At 64.4% G+C, this 16,074-nt stretch carries 13 protein-coding genes; 4 read left to right on the top strand and 9 right to left on the bottom strand.

What is annotated here, in order from left to right; translation table 11 throughout:
* Window positions 1–5: 5 nt before the first annotated feature.
* The 4 genes from ACXAF5_RS21110 to ACXAF5_RS21125 are packed head-to-tail and all read right to left on the bottom strand — an operon-like array spanning window position 6 to window position 3,406.
* Window positions 6–743 (bottom strand): DUF4336 domain-containing protein, encoded by a 738-nt coding sequence (locus ACXAF5_RS21110; protein ID WP_474948124.1) that lies wholly within the window; start codon window positions 741–743, stop codon window positions 6–8.
* The gene (locus ACXAF5_RS21115) at window positions 733–2,052 is read right to left on the bottom strand and encodes a TRAP transporter large permease (protein ID WP_474948125.1); all 1,320 of its coding nucleotides are present in this window, start codon (window positions 2,050–2,052) and stop codon (window positions 733–735) included. The genes ACXAF5_RS21110 and ACXAF5_RS21115 overlap by 11 nt, the downstream gene beginning before the upstream one ends.
* Window positions 2,049–2,636 (bottom strand): TRAP transporter small permease subunit, encoded by a 588-nt coding sequence (locus tag ACXAF5_RS21120; RefSeq protein ID WP_239325110.1) that lies wholly within the window; start codon window positions 2,634–2,636, stop codon window positions 2,049–2,051. The genes ACXAF5_RS21115 and ACXAF5_RS21120 overlap by 4 nt, the downstream gene beginning before the upstream one ends.
* Complete coding sequence (locus ACXAF5_RS21125; RefSeq protein WP_474948134.1) at window positions 2,633–3,406, bottom strand: N-formylglutamate amidohydrolase; 774 nt, start codon at window positions 3,404–3,406, stop codon at window positions 2,633–2,635. The genes ACXAF5_RS21120 and ACXAF5_RS21125 overlap by 4 nt, the downstream gene beginning before the upstream one ends.
* A 104-nt stretch (window positions 3,407–3,510) precedes the next feature.
* Here ACXAF5_RS21125 and ACXAF5_RS21130 point away from each other — a divergent pair, with 104 nt between their 5' ends.
* The 3 genes from ACXAF5_RS21130 to ACXAF5_RS21140 all read left to right on the top strand — a co-directional run bounded on the left by ACXAF5_RS21130 (window position 3,511) and on the right by ACXAF5_RS21140 (window position 6,696).
* Window positions 3,511–4,368: a MurR/RpiR family transcriptional regulator gene (locus ACXAF5_RS21130; RefSeq protein WP_474948126.1), complete on the top strand. Its 858-nt coding sequence runs from the start codon at window positions 3,511–3,513 to the stop codon at window positions 4,366–4,368.
* A 64-nt stretch (window positions 4,369–4,432) separates the two neighbouring features.
* On the top strand, window positions 4,433–5,587 hold the full coding sequence (locus tag ACXAF5_RS21135; RefSeq protein WP_474948127.1) for an AMP-binding protein: 1,155 nt from the start codon (window positions 4,433–4,435) through the stop codon (window positions 5,585–5,587).
* Entirely contained in the window at window positions 5,587–6,696 is a 1,110-nt protein-coding gene (locus ACXAF5_RS21140; RefSeq protein ID WP_474948128.1) for an acetyl-CoA C-acyltransferase, read from the top strand. The genes ACXAF5_RS21135 and ACXAF5_RS21140 overlap by 1 nt, the downstream gene beginning before the upstream one ends.
* 55 nt (window positions 6,697–6,751) lie before the next feature.
* Here the strand turns inward: ACXAF5_RS21140 and katG are convergent, their stop codons facing one another.
* On the bottom strand, window positions 6,752–8,968 hold the full coding sequence (katG, locus tag ACXAF5_RS21145) for a catalase/peroxidase HPI (RefSeq protein ID WP_474948129.1): 2,217 nt from the start codon (window positions 8,966–8,968) through the stop codon (window positions 6,752–6,754).
* Window positions 8,969–9,150: 182 nt separating this feature from the next.
* Between katG and ACXAF5_RS21150 the strand changes: the two genes are divergently transcribed.
* Window positions 9,151–10,077 carry a hydrogen peroxide-inducible genes activator gene (locus tag ACXAF5_RS21150; protein ID WP_239325122.1) on the top strand — a complete coding sequence of 309 codons (927 nt, stop codon included), beginning with the start codon at window positions 9,151–9,153 and terminating at the stop codon, window positions 10,075–10,077.
* 61 nt (window positions 10,078–10,138) lie between these two features.
* Here the strand turns inward: ACXAF5_RS21150 and ACXAF5_RS21155 are convergent, their stop codons facing one another.
* The 4 genes from ACXAF5_RS21155 to ACXAF5_RS21170 all read right to left on the bottom strand — a co-directional run bounded on the left by ACXAF5_RS21155 (window position 10,139) and on the right by ACXAF5_RS21170 (window position 15,587).
* Window positions 10,139–11,644: a TRAP transporter large permease gene (locus ACXAF5_RS21155; protein WP_474948130.1), complete on the bottom strand. Its 1,506-nt coding sequence runs from the start codon at window positions 11,642–11,644 to the stop codon at window positions 10,139–10,141.
* Window positions 11,641–12,222, bottom strand: a complete 582-nt coding sequence (locus ACXAF5_RS21160; RefSeq protein ID WP_474948131.1) for a TRAP transporter small permease — start codon at window positions 12,220–12,222, stop codon at window positions 11,641–11,643. The genes ACXAF5_RS21155 and ACXAF5_RS21160 overlap by 4 nt, the downstream gene beginning before the upstream one ends.
* Before the next feature lie 90 nt (window positions 12,223–12,312).
* Window positions 12,313–13,359, bottom strand: coding sequence for a TRAP transporter substrate-binding protein (locus ACXAF5_RS21165; RefSeq protein ID WP_474948132.1), 1,047 nt, complete (start codon window positions 13,357–13,359; stop codon window positions 12,313–12,315).
* Between the two features lie 221 nt (window positions 13,360–13,580).
* Window positions 13,581–15,587 (bottom strand): putative bifunctional diguanylate cyclase/phosphodiesterase, encoded by a 2,007-nt coding sequence (locus ACXAF5_RS21170; RefSeq protein ID WP_474948133.1) that lies wholly within the window; start codon window positions 15,585–15,587, stop codon window positions 13,581–13,583.
* Between the last annotated feature and the right edge of the window lie 487 nt (window positions 15,588–16,074).

Consider the following 16,074-nt stretch of genomic DNA (forward strand, 5'->3'; position numbering starts at 1 on the left):
TAAGTTCAATGGCTGTGAGCGCAGGGCCTCAGCCGTCTGAATCCTTCCCGGAGCCGTTGCGGTGCATTCTCGCGAAGGATGTCGCCATGCGCGAGCACGACGATCTTGGGGTGCCAGTCCAGCATGCGGGTCAGCGCGGCGCGCAGTTTGTCCCGGTTACCGGAGAAGGACATCCAGATGTCCAGCGGCATTTTTCCGTGGGGCGCGAGGATTCCCGCAACCCAGGCAAAGGGCCGCACCCACAGGGGCAGATCCTTTGCGTGCATGTTCTCAATGAGGTCGGTGAGCACCAGCGTCTGGCTCTTCTGGTGAAAGAAGACGACCTCTGTGTGCGCCTTGCTCCCCCGAACGATAAGCTGATCGATCTCACCCGCCCAGTCTGTCGCGGGGCCGTCCTCCAGATCACCATCAAATGTGATCTCGACCTCGCGGCTTTGGGCCCGCTCCCGCACGCCGGGTGACGCCCATGCCACGGTATCAGCACAGTGGCGCTGCCAGTCCGCGATATAGGCGTAGTGAATCCAATTGGGCGACACGAGGTGACGAATGGTGCCCAGCCTCTCCAGTTCGTCCGCCAATGCCTCCGTGTAGGCGATGGGCGAATGCAGGAAGAGGTCGCCATTGGCCAGCCGGATGACCGTCATCCGCGTCGGGAAAGGGATCCGGTAGAAGTCGATGGTCGGGCCATCGACGATCCAGATGTCCTCACCCAAAGGTGTCAGAAGGGGCGCGTCACTTGCCATACACGGTCTCCGGCAGCCAGAGCGCGATCTGCGGGAAGGTCATGATGATTGCCAGTGCCACCACCATGATCGCCACGAAGGGCACGATGGACCGGTAGATGTCGGTGAGCGAGATCTCCGGCGGGGCCATGGCACGCATCAGGAACAGGTTGTAGCCGAAAGGCGGCGTCATATAGGCGATCTGGGTGGTGATCGTATAGAGCACGCCATACCAAACCAGATCAAAACCAAGTGCCGCAACCAGAGGCACGTAGAGCGGTGCCACGATCACCAGCATCGCGGTGTCATCAAGGAAGGTGCCCATGATGATGAAGCTGAGCTGCATCAGGATCAGGATCATCCAGGGATTGAGGCCCAGCTGCTCGGTGAACAGGCTGTCGATCGCCTTCACGGCCCCAAGCCCGTCGAACACCGCGCCAAAACCCAGCGCCGCAAGGATGATCCACATGAACATGCAGGAAATCGCCAGCGTGCTTTTGGTGCAGGATTCAAAGATCTTCCAGGTCATGCGCCGCTTGGCGATCGAGGCCGCGAGCGCGGTCAGCGCACCGATGGCGGAGCTTTCCACCAGCGAGGTCCAGCCGTTGACGAAGGGCACCATCATCGCGGCAAAGATCAAAAGCGGCAGCGCGCCGGCCCCGAGGAGGCGCAGTTTCTCGGCGCGCGGCACCTCGTGGGCGTCTTCCATGGCAGGACCAAGCGCCGGGTTCGCCTTGCAGCGCAGCCAGATGTAGAGGATGAACAGGCCCGCCATCATCAGCCCCGGCAGCACGCCCGCAAGCCACAGCTGCCCCACCGGCTGGCGCGCGATCATCGCATAGAGCACCAGCACCACCGAGGGCGGCACCAGAATGCCGAGCGAGGACCCGGCCTGAATGACGCCGGTCACCATGGTCTTGTCATAGCCGCGCCGCAGTAGCTCCGGCAGCGCGATCGTGGCGCCGATGGCCATCCCCGCGACCGACAGGCCGTTCATCGCCGAGACCAGAACCATCAGGCCGATGGTGCCGATCGCCAGGCCGCCGTTCACCGGCCCCATCCAGACATGGAACATCTTGTAGAGGTCATCGGCCAGGCGACTTTCGCTCAGCACGTAGCCCATGAAAATGAACATCGGCAGCGTCAGCAGCGGATACCACTTCATCAGCTTCATCGCCGCCGAGAAGGGTATGTCATAGCCGCCCACGCCCCAGAGCAGCAGCGCCGCCACGGCCCCAACGGCACCGATCGCACCAAAGACGCGCTGCCCGGTGAAGAGCATCAGCATCATCGATGCAAACATGAAGATGGCGATATATTCCTGGCTCATGAGGGGCGCTCGCTTGGGATGTCGTGGCCCTTGAGGCGGGCAATGTCTTTGAAGAGTTCCGAGATGGCCTGCAGCAGCATCAGGAAAAAGCCGAAGACCATGATGGATTTGATCGGCCAGATGAAGGGGCGCCACGCGGTGGAGGCGCGCTCCATATGACCGACCTCCTCGGCGCCGGTGATCAGCCCCCAGAAGAAGGCAAAGGGATTGTCGCCCCAATAGCCCAGGGAATAGGCCGTGGAGCCGAGGCCGCCGTAGAACAGGATCGCCAGATAGGTGATCAGCGCCAGCACGGTGAAGGCGTCAAACCAGGCTTTCCGCCGCGTCGACCAGTTGTGGTAGAACAGGTCCATGCGCACGTTCGACCCTAGCTGGATCGAATAGGGGCCGCCCAGAATGTAGTAGGTGACCATGGCAAACTGCGCCATTTCCAGCGTCCAGAGCGAGGGCAGAAAGAAGGTCTTGGAGATCGAGGACCACAATAGGATCCCCATCATCGCAAACAGCCCCCACATCATCAGGCGGCCGATGCGATAGTTCACCGCATCCACCACCCGTACATATCCCAGCATGGCTCCGATCATGCGAACCTCTCCTCCAGGGTGGCGCGAATCCAGGGCGCGAGTGCCGCGGCCCAGGTGTCCTGCTGATCCGCGGTGGCGATCAGATCGTTGCGGATCTCCAGCATCACGTTCAGCAACCCGTTGTCGCAACCGTGCAGATCCAGCGTATGGGCGACGCCGTCGCTGGCGCTGTAGGGTTCATTGAGGCGCGTGTTCCACGGCAGGCCCTCGGGGGGATGCGCCAGCATCGCCTGCGCAAAGCGGTCATCGCGCCCGTGCAGCAGCCCCAGTTCCACCGCGCGGGTTTCGCCCTTGTAGACGGGGGTGAAGCTGTGCACCGTGACCATCAGGCGCAGCGCCGTTTTGCGGGCGTCGATCTCGGCCGCCAAAGCGGCGCGGAACGGTTCGTACACCGCTTCGACCCGCTGCGCGCGCGCCGCGTCCGAGAGGTCGCGATTGCCGGGAACGTCGAAAATCTCGGAGGTTGCGGGAATCGCAGTCGGAGACTCCGGCGGGCGGTTCAGGTCATAGACCAGACGCGAGATGCGGCCTTCGACCAGCGGTGCGCTGAGCAGATGGGCCAACTTGCGCGCCACGCCAAGCGCGCCCGGATCCCATGCGATATGGCTGTGCCGGGCGGAGACATCGAGACCCAGATCGTTCAGCTCCGGGGGGATCCTGTTGGCCGCGTGTTCGCAGACCACGATCACCTCGGCCCCCGCAGCGGCGGGCGTGATGGAGTACGGGGAACCATAGGTCGGAGCGGGAGCATTCGTGTTCATGTGAAGCATGCTCTTCAGCCGGGTGCCTTCTGTCAATATGATTTCTGTAAAAATTCTTTCACGAACACTCATTCTGTAATAATATGCAGAAAAGCCGAGCAGGAGGGCCGTGCATGCCGACGATTGCCGAGAAACTGAAAGCCCGCGAGCCGGACCTGACGCGGGCGGAGCGGCAATTGGCGGCGGCGATCCTCGACAACTACCCGATTCCCGGCCTGGGCAGCATCACGGAGCTGGCGGAGCTGGCGCAGGTGTCCACCCCGACGGTGGCGCGTATGGTGCAGAAGCTGGGGTTCTCGGGCTACCCGGAGTTTCAGCATGCCCTGCGGGCGGAGCTGCAGGAGATCATCTCCAACCCGGTGGAAAAGCGCGCCGAACAGACGCCCGACCTGCCCGAAGCGCATATGCTCAACCGCTATGCGGTGGGGGTCTACGACAATATCCGGGCCACGCTGGAAAACGTGAACCTGGAGGAATTCGACACGCTCTGCGCCTTGCTGGCCGACACCAACCGCCGCGTGCATATCGCCGGAGGCCGTCTGAGCGGTACGCTGGCGCAGACGTTCTATCTGCATTTGCAGATGATCCGAAGAGATGTCTTCATGATCCCGCCGCGGGCCTCCTGGACCCATTCGGTGCTGGACCTGCTGCCCGGCGACACGCTGATCCTGTTCGACATCCGCCGCTACGAGAATGCGACCCTGTTGTTGGCGGAAATGGCCCATGAGCGCGGCGTCGAGGTGGTGTTGTTCACCGATCAGTGGCGCTCTCCGATCCAGAAGGTGGCGACCTATACGTTTGCGGCGCGGATCGCGGTGCCCTCGGCCTGGGATTCCGGCGTGGCGCTGCTGTTGCTGGTCGAGAGCATGATCGCCAAGATCCAGGAGGATCAGTGGGAAACCGTGAAGGCGCGCACGGATGAGCTGGAGGCGGCCTTTGACCGCACGCGCCTGTTTCGCAAGTTCACCTGAGCCCTGTTCGCCGCCGCCCGCGCAGGCTATTGTGCGGGCCGACCCGGATATGGCGGACAGGGATATGTCGACGACCCAAGACCGATTTCAACTTTCGCCGCAGACCCGCGTCCTGACGCCCGAGGTGGCCGGCCTGGCGGAGCTTCTGGCCGCGCTGAAGGCCGGGCAGTCGATCCTGGCCCGACCGGGAGATGCGCCGATATCCCCCGTGTTAGAGACGAAACAGTGGCTCTATTGCCAAAGTTCCGGCTCGACCGGCTATGCCAAGACGATCCGGCGCACACCGCAAAGCTGGATCCGCAGCTTCGAGATGGACCGCGACAGGTTCGGCCTGTCGGCGGCGGATGTCTACGCCAGCCTCGGCACCCTGTCGCATTCCCTGACCCTGTTTGCGGCGGTTGCGGCCTGTCACATGGGGGCGGATCTGGCGATGCTGGGCGAACGGTCGCCGCGCCGCCAGATGCGGGAGCTGCTGGGGCTGAAGGTGACGGTGCTCTATGCAACGCCGGCTCAGCTGCGTCTGTTGTTGCGGGCGGGGCCCACGGAGCCGCTGCGGCAACTGCGGCTGATCTTCTCCTCCGGTGGCAAACTGGACCCGGCTACCCGCGCGGCATTGGCGGCGCTCTGTCCCGGGGCGACGGTGCAGGAGATCTTTGGCGCGTCGGAAACCAGCTACATGACCCTGGCGGGACCGGATGCACCGCCCGAGTCCGTCGGGCGTGCCTATCCGGGGGTCGAGCTGCGCATCGCCGATGCGGATGCGGCGGGCGTGGGCGAGATCTGGTTGCGCAGCCCCTATCTGTTTGATGGTTACGAACAGGGACAGAGCGCGGAGACGCGCTGGCAGGGCGCCTGGCTGACCATCGGCGAGATGGGATGGATCGATGCGGCGGGCAACCTCTATCCCAAGGGGCGACGCAACCGGATGGTGACGGTGGCTGATCGCAACGTGTTTCCGGAAGAGATCGAAGCCGTGCTGTTGCGGGCCGACGGGGTTGAGGCGGCGGTTGCGCTGGCGCTGCCGGATGTGCGGCGGGGCCACAGGATTGTGGCGGTGGTGCAGGGCACCGCCTCGGCACGCGTGCTGCGCCAGCTCTGCCGTCAGGACATCGGCGAACATGCGGTGCCGCGCGACATCCGGCATATGGAAACGCTGCCCATGCTCGCCGCCGGCAAGCCGGACCTCCGGGCGCTGCGCCGTCTTCTGGAGGCGGAGTAATGCCCCGGATCATCGCCGCGCGGCGCAGTGCGATTGTGCCAAGAGGCGGCAAATTCGCCGAGTTAGAGCCACATGAGCTGGCCCGCCCGGTGATCCGGGCCTGTCTGGCGGATGCCCGCCTTGCGCCCGCGGCGGTCGGAGAGCTGATCCTGTCGAACGCGCTTGGCGCGGGTGGCAACCCGGCGCGGAGCGCGGCGCTTGCTGCCGGTTTGCCGGAACAGGTTGCGGGACTGAGCATCGACCGCCAATGCGCGGGCGGGCTGGATGCCATTGTGCTGGGGCATGCGCTGGTGTCGGCGGGTCTGCATGAGGTGGTGATCGCCGGCGGGGCCGAGAGCTATTCGCGGCGGCCGTTACGTTCGCGCACCTTTGCCGATGGCCGCCCGCCTGTCCCCTACGATCAGGCGCGGTTCACGCCCTGGGCCGAGCGCGATCCGGACATGGCCGAGGCGGCAGCGACGCTGGCGGAGGATCTGGGGATTGCACAGGCCGAGCAGGATGGCTGGGCGATGCGGAGCCATGCGCTGGCGCGGCAGGCGGCAGAGGCGCGACGGGCGGAAATCGTGCCGATCGCGGGCTGTGTGGCGGATGCTTTCACCCGCGATCTGACGGCGCGCCACTGCGCCCAGGCAAAGCCGGTTGCCGGCTGCATTACGGCGGCGAATATGGCGGTGGCGGCAGATGCGGCGGCGTTTGTGGTGATCGTGAGCGACCGGTTGGCGCAGGATCTGGGCGCGGCGGGGCTGCGCCTGCTGGATGGTGCGACCCGGGGCGCGCGCCCGGAGCAACCCGGTCTGGCGCCGGTCCCGGCCATTGCCGAACTCCTTGCCCGTCAGGGGCTGGCACCACGGGATCTCGGGCGGGCGGAGATCATGGAGGCTTTTGCCGTGCAGGCCCTCGGATGCATCAAAAAGGCCGGATTAGAGCCTGATATTGTCAATCCGACGGGCGGTGCCCTCGCGCAGGGGCATCCGGTGGGGGCCTCCGGTGCGGTTCTGGCGGTGACGCTGTTTCACGCGCTGCGGGCGGGCGACCCTCCGGCGCTTGCGGCGATTGCCGCCGCCGGGGGCATCGGCACCGCAGCCCTGTTCGAGGCCGTGGCAGGCTGACAAAAGAAAGGCGCCGCGGATGCGGCGCCTTCCCGGTGGTGCAGCTGTCGGCACATCAGGCCAGGTCGAAGCGATCCAGCTCCATGACCTTGACCCAGGCGGCGACAAAGTCAGACACGAATTTGCCGGCGTTGTCGTCCTGCGCATAGACCTCCGACAGGGCCCGCAATTGCGAGTTGGAGCCGAAGATCAGGTCGGCACGGGTGCCGGTCCATTTCACGTCGCCGGTTTTGCGATCCGCGCCTTCAAAGACCTCGCCGCTGTCATCGGTGGCGGTCCATTTGGTGTCCAGATCCACGACGTTGACGAAGAAGTCATTGGTCAGCTGGCCCTTGCGGGAGGTCAGCACGCCATGATCGCTGTCGCCATAGGTGGCCCCGATCGCCCGTAGGCCGCCCACCAGCACGGTCATCTCCGGCGCCGAAAGCGTCAGCAGCTGTGCCTTGTCGACCAGCAGTTCTTCGGTCGAGACCGAGAACTTCTTGGGCGCGTAGTTCCGGAACCCGTCCACCTGCGGTTCCATCACGTCAAAGCTCTCGACGTCGGTCTGTGCGTCGGTGGCGTCGGTGCGGCCGGGGGTGAACGGAACGGTCACGTCAAAGCCCGCGTCCTTGGCGGATTTCTCCACCGCGGCGGACCCTGCAAGCACGATCAGATCGGCCAGCGAGACCTTCATGCCGCCGGAGGCAGCGCCGTTGAACGCGGACTGGATGCCCTCCAGCACGCTCAGGACCCGTGTCAGCTTTGCCGGCTCGTTCACGGCCCAGTCTTTCTGCGGGGCCAGGCGGATGCGCGCGCCATTGGCGCCGCCGCGCTTGTCGGAGCCACGGAAGGTGGAGGCCGACGACCAGGCCACATAGACCAGATCCTGCACCGGCAGGCCGGAGGCCAGGATTTCCGCCTTGAGCGATGCGATCTCGCTGTCACCGATCAGCGGGTGATCGACCGCCGGGACCGGGTCCTGCCAGATCAGGTCTTCTTCCGGCACGTCGGGCCCGAGGTAGCAGGCCTTTGGCCCCATGTCGCGGTGGGTCAGCTTGAACCAGGCGCGGCGGAAGGCTTCGGCGAACTCTTCGGGGTTTTCGTGGAACCGCTTGGAGATCGGGCCGTAGATCGGGTCCATCTTCATCGCCATGTCGGCGGTGGTCATCATGATCGGAACCTTCTTGCCGGAACCATCCACCTCGGGGGCGTGGTCCTCGTCCTTGAGGTCCTTGGCATGCCAGATCCAGGCACCGGCGGGAGATTTGGTCAGCTCCCAGTCGTAGCCGAACAGCACGTCGAAATAGCCCATGTCCCATTGGGTCGGGTTCGCGGTCCACGCGCCCTCGATGCCGGAGGTGATGGTGTCCACCCCCTTGCCGGATTTATGCGAGGAGAGCCAGCCCTGGCCCATCGCCTCGATCGGTGCGGCTTCGGGTTCGGGGCCGACGGCCTCGACCGGGCCGTTGCCATGCGCCTTGCCGAAGGTGTGCCCGCCGGCGGTCAGCGCCACGGTTTCCTCGTCATTCATCGCCATGCGCGCAAACGTCTCGCGGATGTCGCGACCGGAGGCGATGGGGTCCGGGTTGCCGTCCGGGCCTTCGGGGTTCACGTAGATCAGACCCATCTGCACCGCAGCCAGCGGATCCTCCAGCTCGCGATCGCCAGAATAGCGCGCCTGTTCGTGGTCCGATGTGGCGAGCCATTCGTCCTCGGCCCCCCAATAGATGTCTTCCTCGGGTTCCCAGACGTCGGCACGCCCGCCACCAAAACCAAAGGGTTTCAGACCCATGGATTCGATCGCGCAGTTGCCGGCGAGGATCATCAGGTCGGCCCAGGACAGGGCGTTGCCGTATTTCTTCTTGATCGGCCACAGCAGCATGCGGGCCTTGTCGAGGTTGCCGTTGTCCGGCCAGGAGTTCAGCGGTGCAAAGCGCTGGGTGCCGGTGGAGCCGCCGCCGCGACCGTCCGCGGTCCGGTAGGTGCCCGCCGAGTGCCACGCCATGCGGATCATCAAGCCGCCGTAGTGGCCGTAATCCGCCGGCCACCAGTCCTGACTGTCGGTCATCAGGGCGATCAGGTCCTTCTTGACCGCGTCAAGATCGAGCCCCTTGAAGGCCTCGGCATAGTTGAAGTCTTCGCCCAGCGGGTTCTGGCGTGCCTGGTGCTGATGCAGGATCGCAAGGTTCAGCTGGTTCGGCCACCAATCGCGGTTGGAGCGACGCCCCTTGTTGGTGTTTGCGCCGGAAAACGGGCAGCCGCCGCCTGCGCCAGTGTTTTGTCCGTCCATGTCTTCCTCCAGAAATTGTCCGTGGTGGGGACAGTTGTTGAACTGTCGGGGGCGTCGGCTGTTCCGGCTGCGGTCCGTTGCGAATCCACAGAAGATCTGACGCCTGCCCTCAGGAGTCTTTATAGCAAGAGTTCAGAATTATTCTAAGTTGCATTTTTTCATTGTTCCGATAAGAAAAAACTATGAACAATATGACCCTCAAACAGCTGCGCTATTTCGAAGCGCTGACCCGTCACGGCCATTTCGGGCGCGCCGCGGAGGCCTGCGCGATTTCGCAGCCGGCGCTGTCGGTGCAGATCAAGGAACTGGAAGAGACGCTGGGGGTGGTTCTGTTCGAGCGCAGCGCGCGGCAGGTGCGGCTGACCGGGTTTGGTCAGGACTTTGCCGAGCGGGTGCGCGATATTCTGCGGTCGGTGGACGAGCTGGGCGATATGGCGCGGCTGGCCAAGGATCGCATGGTCGGGCGGCTTCGGATCGGGGTGATCCCGACGGTGGCGCCCTATCTGCTGCCGACCCTGATACATCGTCTCAACGCCGCGCATGGCGGGCTGGACGTGCATGTCCGCGAGACCCTGACGCAGCGGCTGATTACCGACCTGCTGGATGGCCGGCTGGACACCGCCATTGTGGCGCTGCCGGTGTCGGAGCCCGGATTGTCCGAGGTTGCGCTGTTTGACGAGAAGTTTGTTCTGGTGCGCTGCGCCACCGATGCGGACAAGCCGGTGCCCTCTCCGGAGGGGCTCCGGGAGATGAAATTGCTGCTGCTGGAGGAAGGCCACTGCTTTCGCGATCAGGCGGTGTCGTTCTGCAATTTCCGTCCGGCCCTGCCACGCGACGGGCTGGATGGCAGTTCACTGTCGACCCTGGTGCAGATGGTGGGCGCGGGCATCGGGGTGACGATCATTCCCGAGATGGCGGTGGCGGTCGAAACCCGCTCCGCGCCGGTGTCGCTGGCCCGGTTCACCGAAGAAGAGGAGCCGGGGCGCACCATCGGCATGGTATGGCGCAAGACCAGCCCGCTGGCGCCGCAATTGCAGGAGATTGCCGAGGTGGTGCGCGAGGCGGCAGAAAGCCTGCATCAGCAAAATCGCCACGTTCTGCCCGCCTGACGTGCAGGAAAACCGCCCCGGCGCCCGGTCCCTGATGCGGGAGGTGGTGCCGGGGCAGGGGTCAGTACAGCAGCATCAGCGGCAGCAGGGTGATCGCCGGGAACAGCACCAGGATGACCACCCGGATCAGGTCGGAGCCGACAAAGAACATCACCGCCTTGTAGGTGTCCACCATCCGCGATTTGGGATCCATCGCGTTGATGACAAAGAGGTTCATACCCACGGGCGGCGTGATCAGCCCGACCTCCACCACAATCAGGGTGAGGATGCCGAACCAGATGGCGACATATTCGGTCTCCAGCCGGTTGGCGATGCCCTGGGTCACGCGAATGCCCAGTTCCTTCATCTGCTCGCGGGTGAGTTCCGTACCCGTGGCGATGGCATCCTGGATCGAGGCCAGCATCTCGGCCCCCATGCCTTCCGGCACGCCGGTGCGCAGCACCTCCATCGCCGCCTCCGCCTGCATCGCGGGCAGCGACACCAGGCCGAAATCCATCGCCGAAATCACCGGGTAGAAGATCGGGATGGTCAGCAGGATCATCGACAGGCTGTCCATCAGACAGCCCAGCAGCAGATAGAAGACGAGGATCAGGGCCAGCACCATCCAGGGGCTGAGACCCTGTGCAACCACGAAATTCGCCAGTTCCTGCGGCACCTGCGTCAGCGCGAGAAAGCCGTTGTAGAACCCGGCCCCCAGCACGATGAAGAAGATCATCGCGGTGGAGCGTGCGGTGATCATGAAACTGTCGGTCAGGGTGCGCCGGGTCATGCCGCCATTGGCCAGCGCGATCAGCCCGGTGCCAAGCGCGCCCACGGCCGCGCCTTCGGTGGGGGTGAACCAGCCCGCATAGATGCCGCCCACCACCAGGCCAAAGACCAGCAGCACCGGCCAGACCGCAAACAGCAGCGCAAAGCGTTCGCGCCACGGGATCGGCTCCCGGGTGCCGGCGCTTTCGGGGAACAGGCGCACGTAGATCGAGATCGCGATGACATATCCCAGAGCGGCCAGAAGGCCGGGAATGAAGGCGGCAAGGAACAGTTTGGCGATGTTCTGCTCGGTCAGGATGGCATAGATCACCAGCACCACCGAGGGCGGGATCAGGATGCCGAGGGTGCCGCCCGCCGCCAGTGTCGCGGTGGAGAACCCGCTGGCATAGCCGTAGTTCTTCAGCTCGGGCAGGGCGACGCGGCCCATGGTGGCGGCGGTGGCAAGCGAGGAGCCGCAGATGGCGCCAAAGCCGGCGCAGGCACCGATGGCGGCCATGGCCACACCGCCCTTGCGGTGGCCGATAAAGCCCTCTGCCGCCTTGAACAGCGCGGTCGACATGCCGCCCAGCGTGGCAAACTGCCCCATCAGGAAGAACATCGGGATGATCGACAGCGAGTAAGAGGAGAAGGTCGAATAGGTCTCGTTCTTCAGGCGGCCAAAGGCCACCACGGTGTCGCCGGTCACGAGAACCAGACCGCCCAGGCCCACCAGGAACATCGACAGGCCGATCGGCACCCGCAGAAAGATGAGCCCCATCAGGACGGGGAAGGACCAGATTCCGATTTCAAGTGCGCTCATGACTGGGTCTCCACGCCGTCCCAGACCAGGATCCGGCCGGTGATGGCTTCGATGCTGCGGATCACCGCCATGTAAATTCCGACGATGGCCGCGACGACGGCGGCCACCAGGCTTGCTGCATAGGCCCACCAGACCGGGAATTGCAGCAGGAAGGAGGTCTCGCCGTTTTCGAACTTGCTGATGGTGCCAGCGCCCAGACGCCAGGCGATCAGCACCAGCACCAGGGCAAAGACGATCTCGGTCACCATGCGCAGGATGCGATTGGCGCGGGCGGGAAAGCTGTTGGCGAAGACATCCACCGCCGCGTGGCCGGAGGTGATCTGGCACAGCGGGATGAAGGAGAAGATGGCAAAGGCGACGCCGGCCTCGACCAGCTCGAAGTCACCGTTGACCGGGCCGACCCGCGCCGCCATCCAGTCCGCAAACTGCGGCAGCATGGTTTCCATCCAGTCGCCGTGAAAGACCCCGTTGAGCAGGCGTCCGGCGATGGAGATGCAGGTCAGGAAAATCAGGAGTGTCAGGACCACGCCGCCGATCATCGCCATGATCCGCGCCAGCCCCGTCATGTAGCTATGCATGCCTTTGCCCACCTTTGGCTTTATACAGCACCCTTGCATGCGACGGGGCCCGCTGCACAGGCAAGGCGGACCCCGTCAAGGACGTGCCGATCAGTTCTGATACTGCGGCGTGTATTTTTCGATCAGCATGGTGGCTTCGTCCAGAAGCGCCTGGCCGTCGATGCCGCGTTCGGACATATCGGCCAGCCAGCTGTCGTAGATCGGCTGCGAGCGGTCGCGCCAGACGGCGGTCTGCTCGGCATCCAGCGTGATGACGTTGTTGCCGAGATCAAGCGCGTTTTCCCGCGCCGGCATGTCGGCATCGGCCATGGTGCCGCCGGCAAACACCGACATTTCCAGGCCGGAATTGTCGTCGATGGCCTTTTTCAGGTCATCAGGCAGGCTCTCGTATTTTTCCTTGTTCATCGCCAGCACGAAGGTCAGCGTATAAAGTGCGCGGCCCTCGAATTCGGTGTGGTTTTCCACCAGTTCCGGCACTTTCAGCGCGGTGGTGACTTCCCACGGGATGGTGGTGCCGTCGATCACGCCCTTGGAGAGCGCCTCGGGAATGGCGGGCACCGGCATGCCCACGGGGGTGGCGCCAAGTTCGGTCAGCAGCGCGTTCACGGAGCGGGAGCCGCCGCGGATCTTCACGCCTTCCAGATCTTCCGGTGCCTCGACCGGGTCGGAGGTGTGGAACATGCCAGGACCATGGACCCAGCCTGCGAGGATCTTGAAGTCCTCGAATTCACTGTCGAGCCAGTGCTTTTCCATCATGTCCCAATAGGCGTGGCTGACCGCGCGGGCGTTGGTCATCATGAAGGGCAGTTCGAAGACCTCGGTGGAGGGGAAGCGGCCCGGCGTGTAGCCGACCACGGTCCAGACGATATCGGCGACCCCGTCCTGCGCCTGGTCGATCAGCTCTGGCGGCTTGCCGCCCAGCTGCATCGAGGGGTAGCGGTCGATCTTGATGCGGTTGTCGGACGCGGCCTCGACCTTGTCGGCCCAGACATCCAGGATCAGTTTCGGCACGTTTGCCTGCGCGGGCAGGAACTGGTGCATCTTCAATGTCACCTCCTGCGCGGCGGCGGGCAGGGCGCCCATGGCGGTGAGCGCCATCGCCGCGGCGGCACCGAGAATCGTTCTGCGAGTGGTCATGCGTTTCCTCCCTTTGACCGGGGACCTTTTCCGGTTCCTCTGCGGCAACCTTACCGTACCCGTGCGTGATGTCGTGCCCAATTTTTGGGCACTGCGCCGACGCGGCGGTCCCGGCACGGTCAAACGTCCCCGCGCTCAGGGCTATTAGGTGCTTTTGTAACTATCAACGGGAGAGGGCCGGTGATTTTTCGATATTTTCACCATGGGGCGCGGGCTGCGGGTCAGTTTGCCACGCCGACGAAGGAGGCCGGGGCGAGATATTTCATCCAGCGGGCGGCGAACTCATCTGCGGGAATCGGGCGGCCGAACAGGTAGCCCTGCGCCTGGGTGCAGCCCAGGGCGATCAGGCGGTCCTTTTGTGCCTGGGTTTCGACCCCTTCGGCGATCACGGTCATGTCGAGGCTGCGCCCCATGGCAACAACCGCCGCGACGATGCGGTCATCCTTGAAATTCTGCGGCAGCGATTTGATGAACCGCCGGTCCAGCTTGATGCGATCAACCGGCAGCTCCTTCAGCATGGCGAGAGAGGAGTAGCCGGTGCCAAAATCGTCGATCGCCAGACGAATGCCCAGGCGACGCAGCTCGTCGATCAAATTGAGCGAGCTGCGCATGCGCGGGAACATGGTGCTTTCGAGGACTTCGATCTCAAGCCGGGCCAGATCCACCTGGTGTCGGTCCGCAAGCGCGCAGAGGTCGCTGCCGAAGTCCGGCGCCAGCAGCGAGGTCGCGGACAGGTTGATCGACAGGTTCATCGGCGCAAGACCGGCACGATGCCACTGGCCGAACTGGGCGCAGACCTCGCTGACCACAAACCGGTCGATCGCGGTGGTCAGCCCGGTGTCCAGCGCCAGCGGCACAAAGCCCCCCGGCAGCAGCAGCCCCTTGACCGGATGCTGCCACCGCAAGAGCGCCTCGGCACCGATGCATTGCCCGGTGCGCAGGTCGATCTGCGGCTGGTAGAACATCATCAGCTCGCCCGCCGCGATGGCGCGACGCAGGTCCGCCTCCATTTGCAGGCTCTCCTCGGAGCGCTGTTCCATGTTGTCGGAGAAGAAACAGACCTGACCACGCCCCTTGGCCTTGGCATGGCACAGCGAGACCCCCGCGGCTTGCATCAGGTCGCGCTGGCTCTTGCCGTCCTTGGGGTATTGCGCGACGCCCAGGCTGGCGCTGAGGCGGCAGGTCAGCCCGTCCACCGAAAGCTCGTCGCCAAGCGCATGAAGCAGCTCCGAGGCCACATGTGACAGGGCCTCGGTGGTGGCGACCTGTTCGACAACCAGGATGAATTCGTCACCGCCAAGCCGCCCGACGGTGATGCCGGGGCGGGCGACGGCGTGCAGCGCCTCGGCGAGGTGCTCCAGCACGCGATCCCCCATGTCATCGCCGAAAACCGAGTTGATGTCGCGAAAGCGATCCAGATCGACCAGGATCACTGCCAGCCCCTGCCCGGAGGACGCGGCCCGCACGATCGCCATTTCGACCAGCGTTTTGATGGCGCGACGATTGGGGAGGGCGGTCAGCGCGTCGCGTAACTCGGCATTTGGGGCGGTCGATGTCTGGGGGCGGACCTGGCGTTGCGCGCGGAATTCAAAGGTGGGCGCGTTGCGGCCGCTGATCTGGGCGGTGACGCTGAAATCCTCCGTTTCCGCCCGGTTGCCATGTCCCAGAGATCGGGATTCGCCGGACCAGCGCCCTTCGGTGCGGGCTTCGTCGAGGACGGCATCCCAAAAGGATTTGCCAAAGCCCTGGCGATGCAGCGCCCAGATGTGACGGCCGCGGATCTGGTCCAGCGGCAGGCCGGTTTCCGATCTGAACCTGTCATTGGCATCGATCACACGCGCCTGGTCATCAAGGACGGCGATGCTCTCGGTCAGATGCGTGCTGAGGCGTGGAGCGCTTTTGTCAGGTTCGGGTCGGTGCTGCTGCCGCGCGCGGCGCAGCACTTCGGCCCCCGCCATCACCAGCGCAATCAGACCGCACAGCGCCGTCAGCACGATCAGGGCCAGCGGCGGCGGCAGCGACAGCGCATCCGCCAGGGCGGCCTCGGAGGGTGCCGCGCGGGGGTGCAGAGTGCGGGGATCGAGCGATGTGCCGGATACGGGCGTGGCCGTTGTGGCGCCCGATGACCACAGAAGGACAATCGCGGCCTGTGCCAGGGGGGTGACACGACACAGCGACGCAGAGATCGCGCTCTGCACCAGACTGCGCCGCTCCTGACCGATCAGCATTGGTCCCTCCTGTCCCCATTTGGAGCCTAACACCAGCAGGACATCTGTCAACTGGAGGTTGCATTCAGGATTTGCGACGTAGAGCCGATTTAACCCTTTCAAAACGGGGGCAACGGCTGGCGGCCGGAGGCGGAGCAAAATGCCAGCGCCCGGCGGATCTGTGCGCTGGCCCCGCCGCTGCTGCGCGCTGTCCGGGCAAGTTGAATGAGGAAACTTTAATTTGATTGACTGATCAGTCAATAATTGATTAGGTCGCCTCCAACATCCGCACCAAGCCGATTCCCGGTGCTGAATGGGGCGCATCGACGCCGGTGTTCAGCAGTGGACGGTGCGCCTTTGGATGGACGTATGCCCTCGCCCTCGGTGAGGGCCGACACATTGAGCAATCTGAAAGACGCCCCTTATGACATCGCCTAACATATTGATCTTCATGGTTGACCAGTTGAACGGGACGCTGTTTCCGGATGGTCCGGCAGACTGGCTGCAT

The sequence above is a fragment of the Epibacterium sp. ABV4_022 genome, from assembly GCF_056159345.1.

Coding starts and splice junctions, on each gene's coding strand:
- ACXAF5_RS21115 (WP_474948125.1), bottom strand. CDS start 2,052: ATGAGCCAGGAATATATCGCCATCTTCATGTTTGCATCGATGATGCTG.
- ACXAF5_RS21150 (WP_239325122.1), top strand. CDS start 9,151: ATGAACAATATGACCCTCAAACAGCTGCGCTATTTCGAAGCGCTGACC.
- ACXAF5_RS21130 (WP_474948126.1), top strand. CDS start 3,511: ATGCCGACGATTGCCGAGAAACTGAAAGCCCGCGAGCCGGACCTGACG.
- ACXAF5_RS21155 (WP_474948130.1), bottom strand. CDS start 11,644: ATGAGCGCACTTGAAATCGGAATCTGGTCCTTCCCCGTCCTGATGGGG.
- ACXAF5_RS21170 (WP_474948133.1), bottom strand. CDS start 15,587: ATGCTGATCGGTCAGGAGCGGCGCAGTCTGGTGCAGAGCGCGATCTCT.
- ACXAF5_RS21125 (WP_474948134.1), bottom strand. CDS start 3,406: ATGCTTCACATGAACACGAATGCTCCCGCTCCGACCTATGGTTCCCCG.
- ACXAF5_RS21135 (WP_474948127.1), top strand. CDS start 4,433: ATGTCGACGACCCAAGACCGATTTCAACTTTCGCCGCAGACCCGCGTC.
- ACXAF5_RS21160 (WP_474948131.1), bottom strand. CDS start 12,222: ATGCATAGCTACATGACGGGGCTGGCGCGGATCATGGCGATGATCGGC.
- ACXAF5_RS21120 (WP_239325110.1), bottom strand. CDS start 2,636: ATGATCGGAGCCATGCTGGGATATGTACGGGTGGTGGATGCGGTGAAC.
- katG (WP_474948129.1), bottom strand. CDS start 8,968: ATGGACGGACAAAACACTGGCGCAGGCGGCGGCTGCCCGTTTTCCGGC.
- ACXAF5_RS21140 (WP_474948128.1), top strand. CDS start 5,587: ATGCCCCGGATCATCGCCGCGCGGCGCAGTGCGATTGTGCCAAGAGGC.
- ACXAF5_RS21165 (WP_474948132.1), bottom strand. CDS start 13,359: ATGACCACTCGCAGAACGATTCTCGGTGCCGCCGCGGCGATGGCGCTC.
- ACXAF5_RS21110 (WP_474948124.1), bottom strand. CDS start 743: ATGGCAAGTGACGCGCCCCTTCTGACACCTTTGGGTGAGGACATCTGG.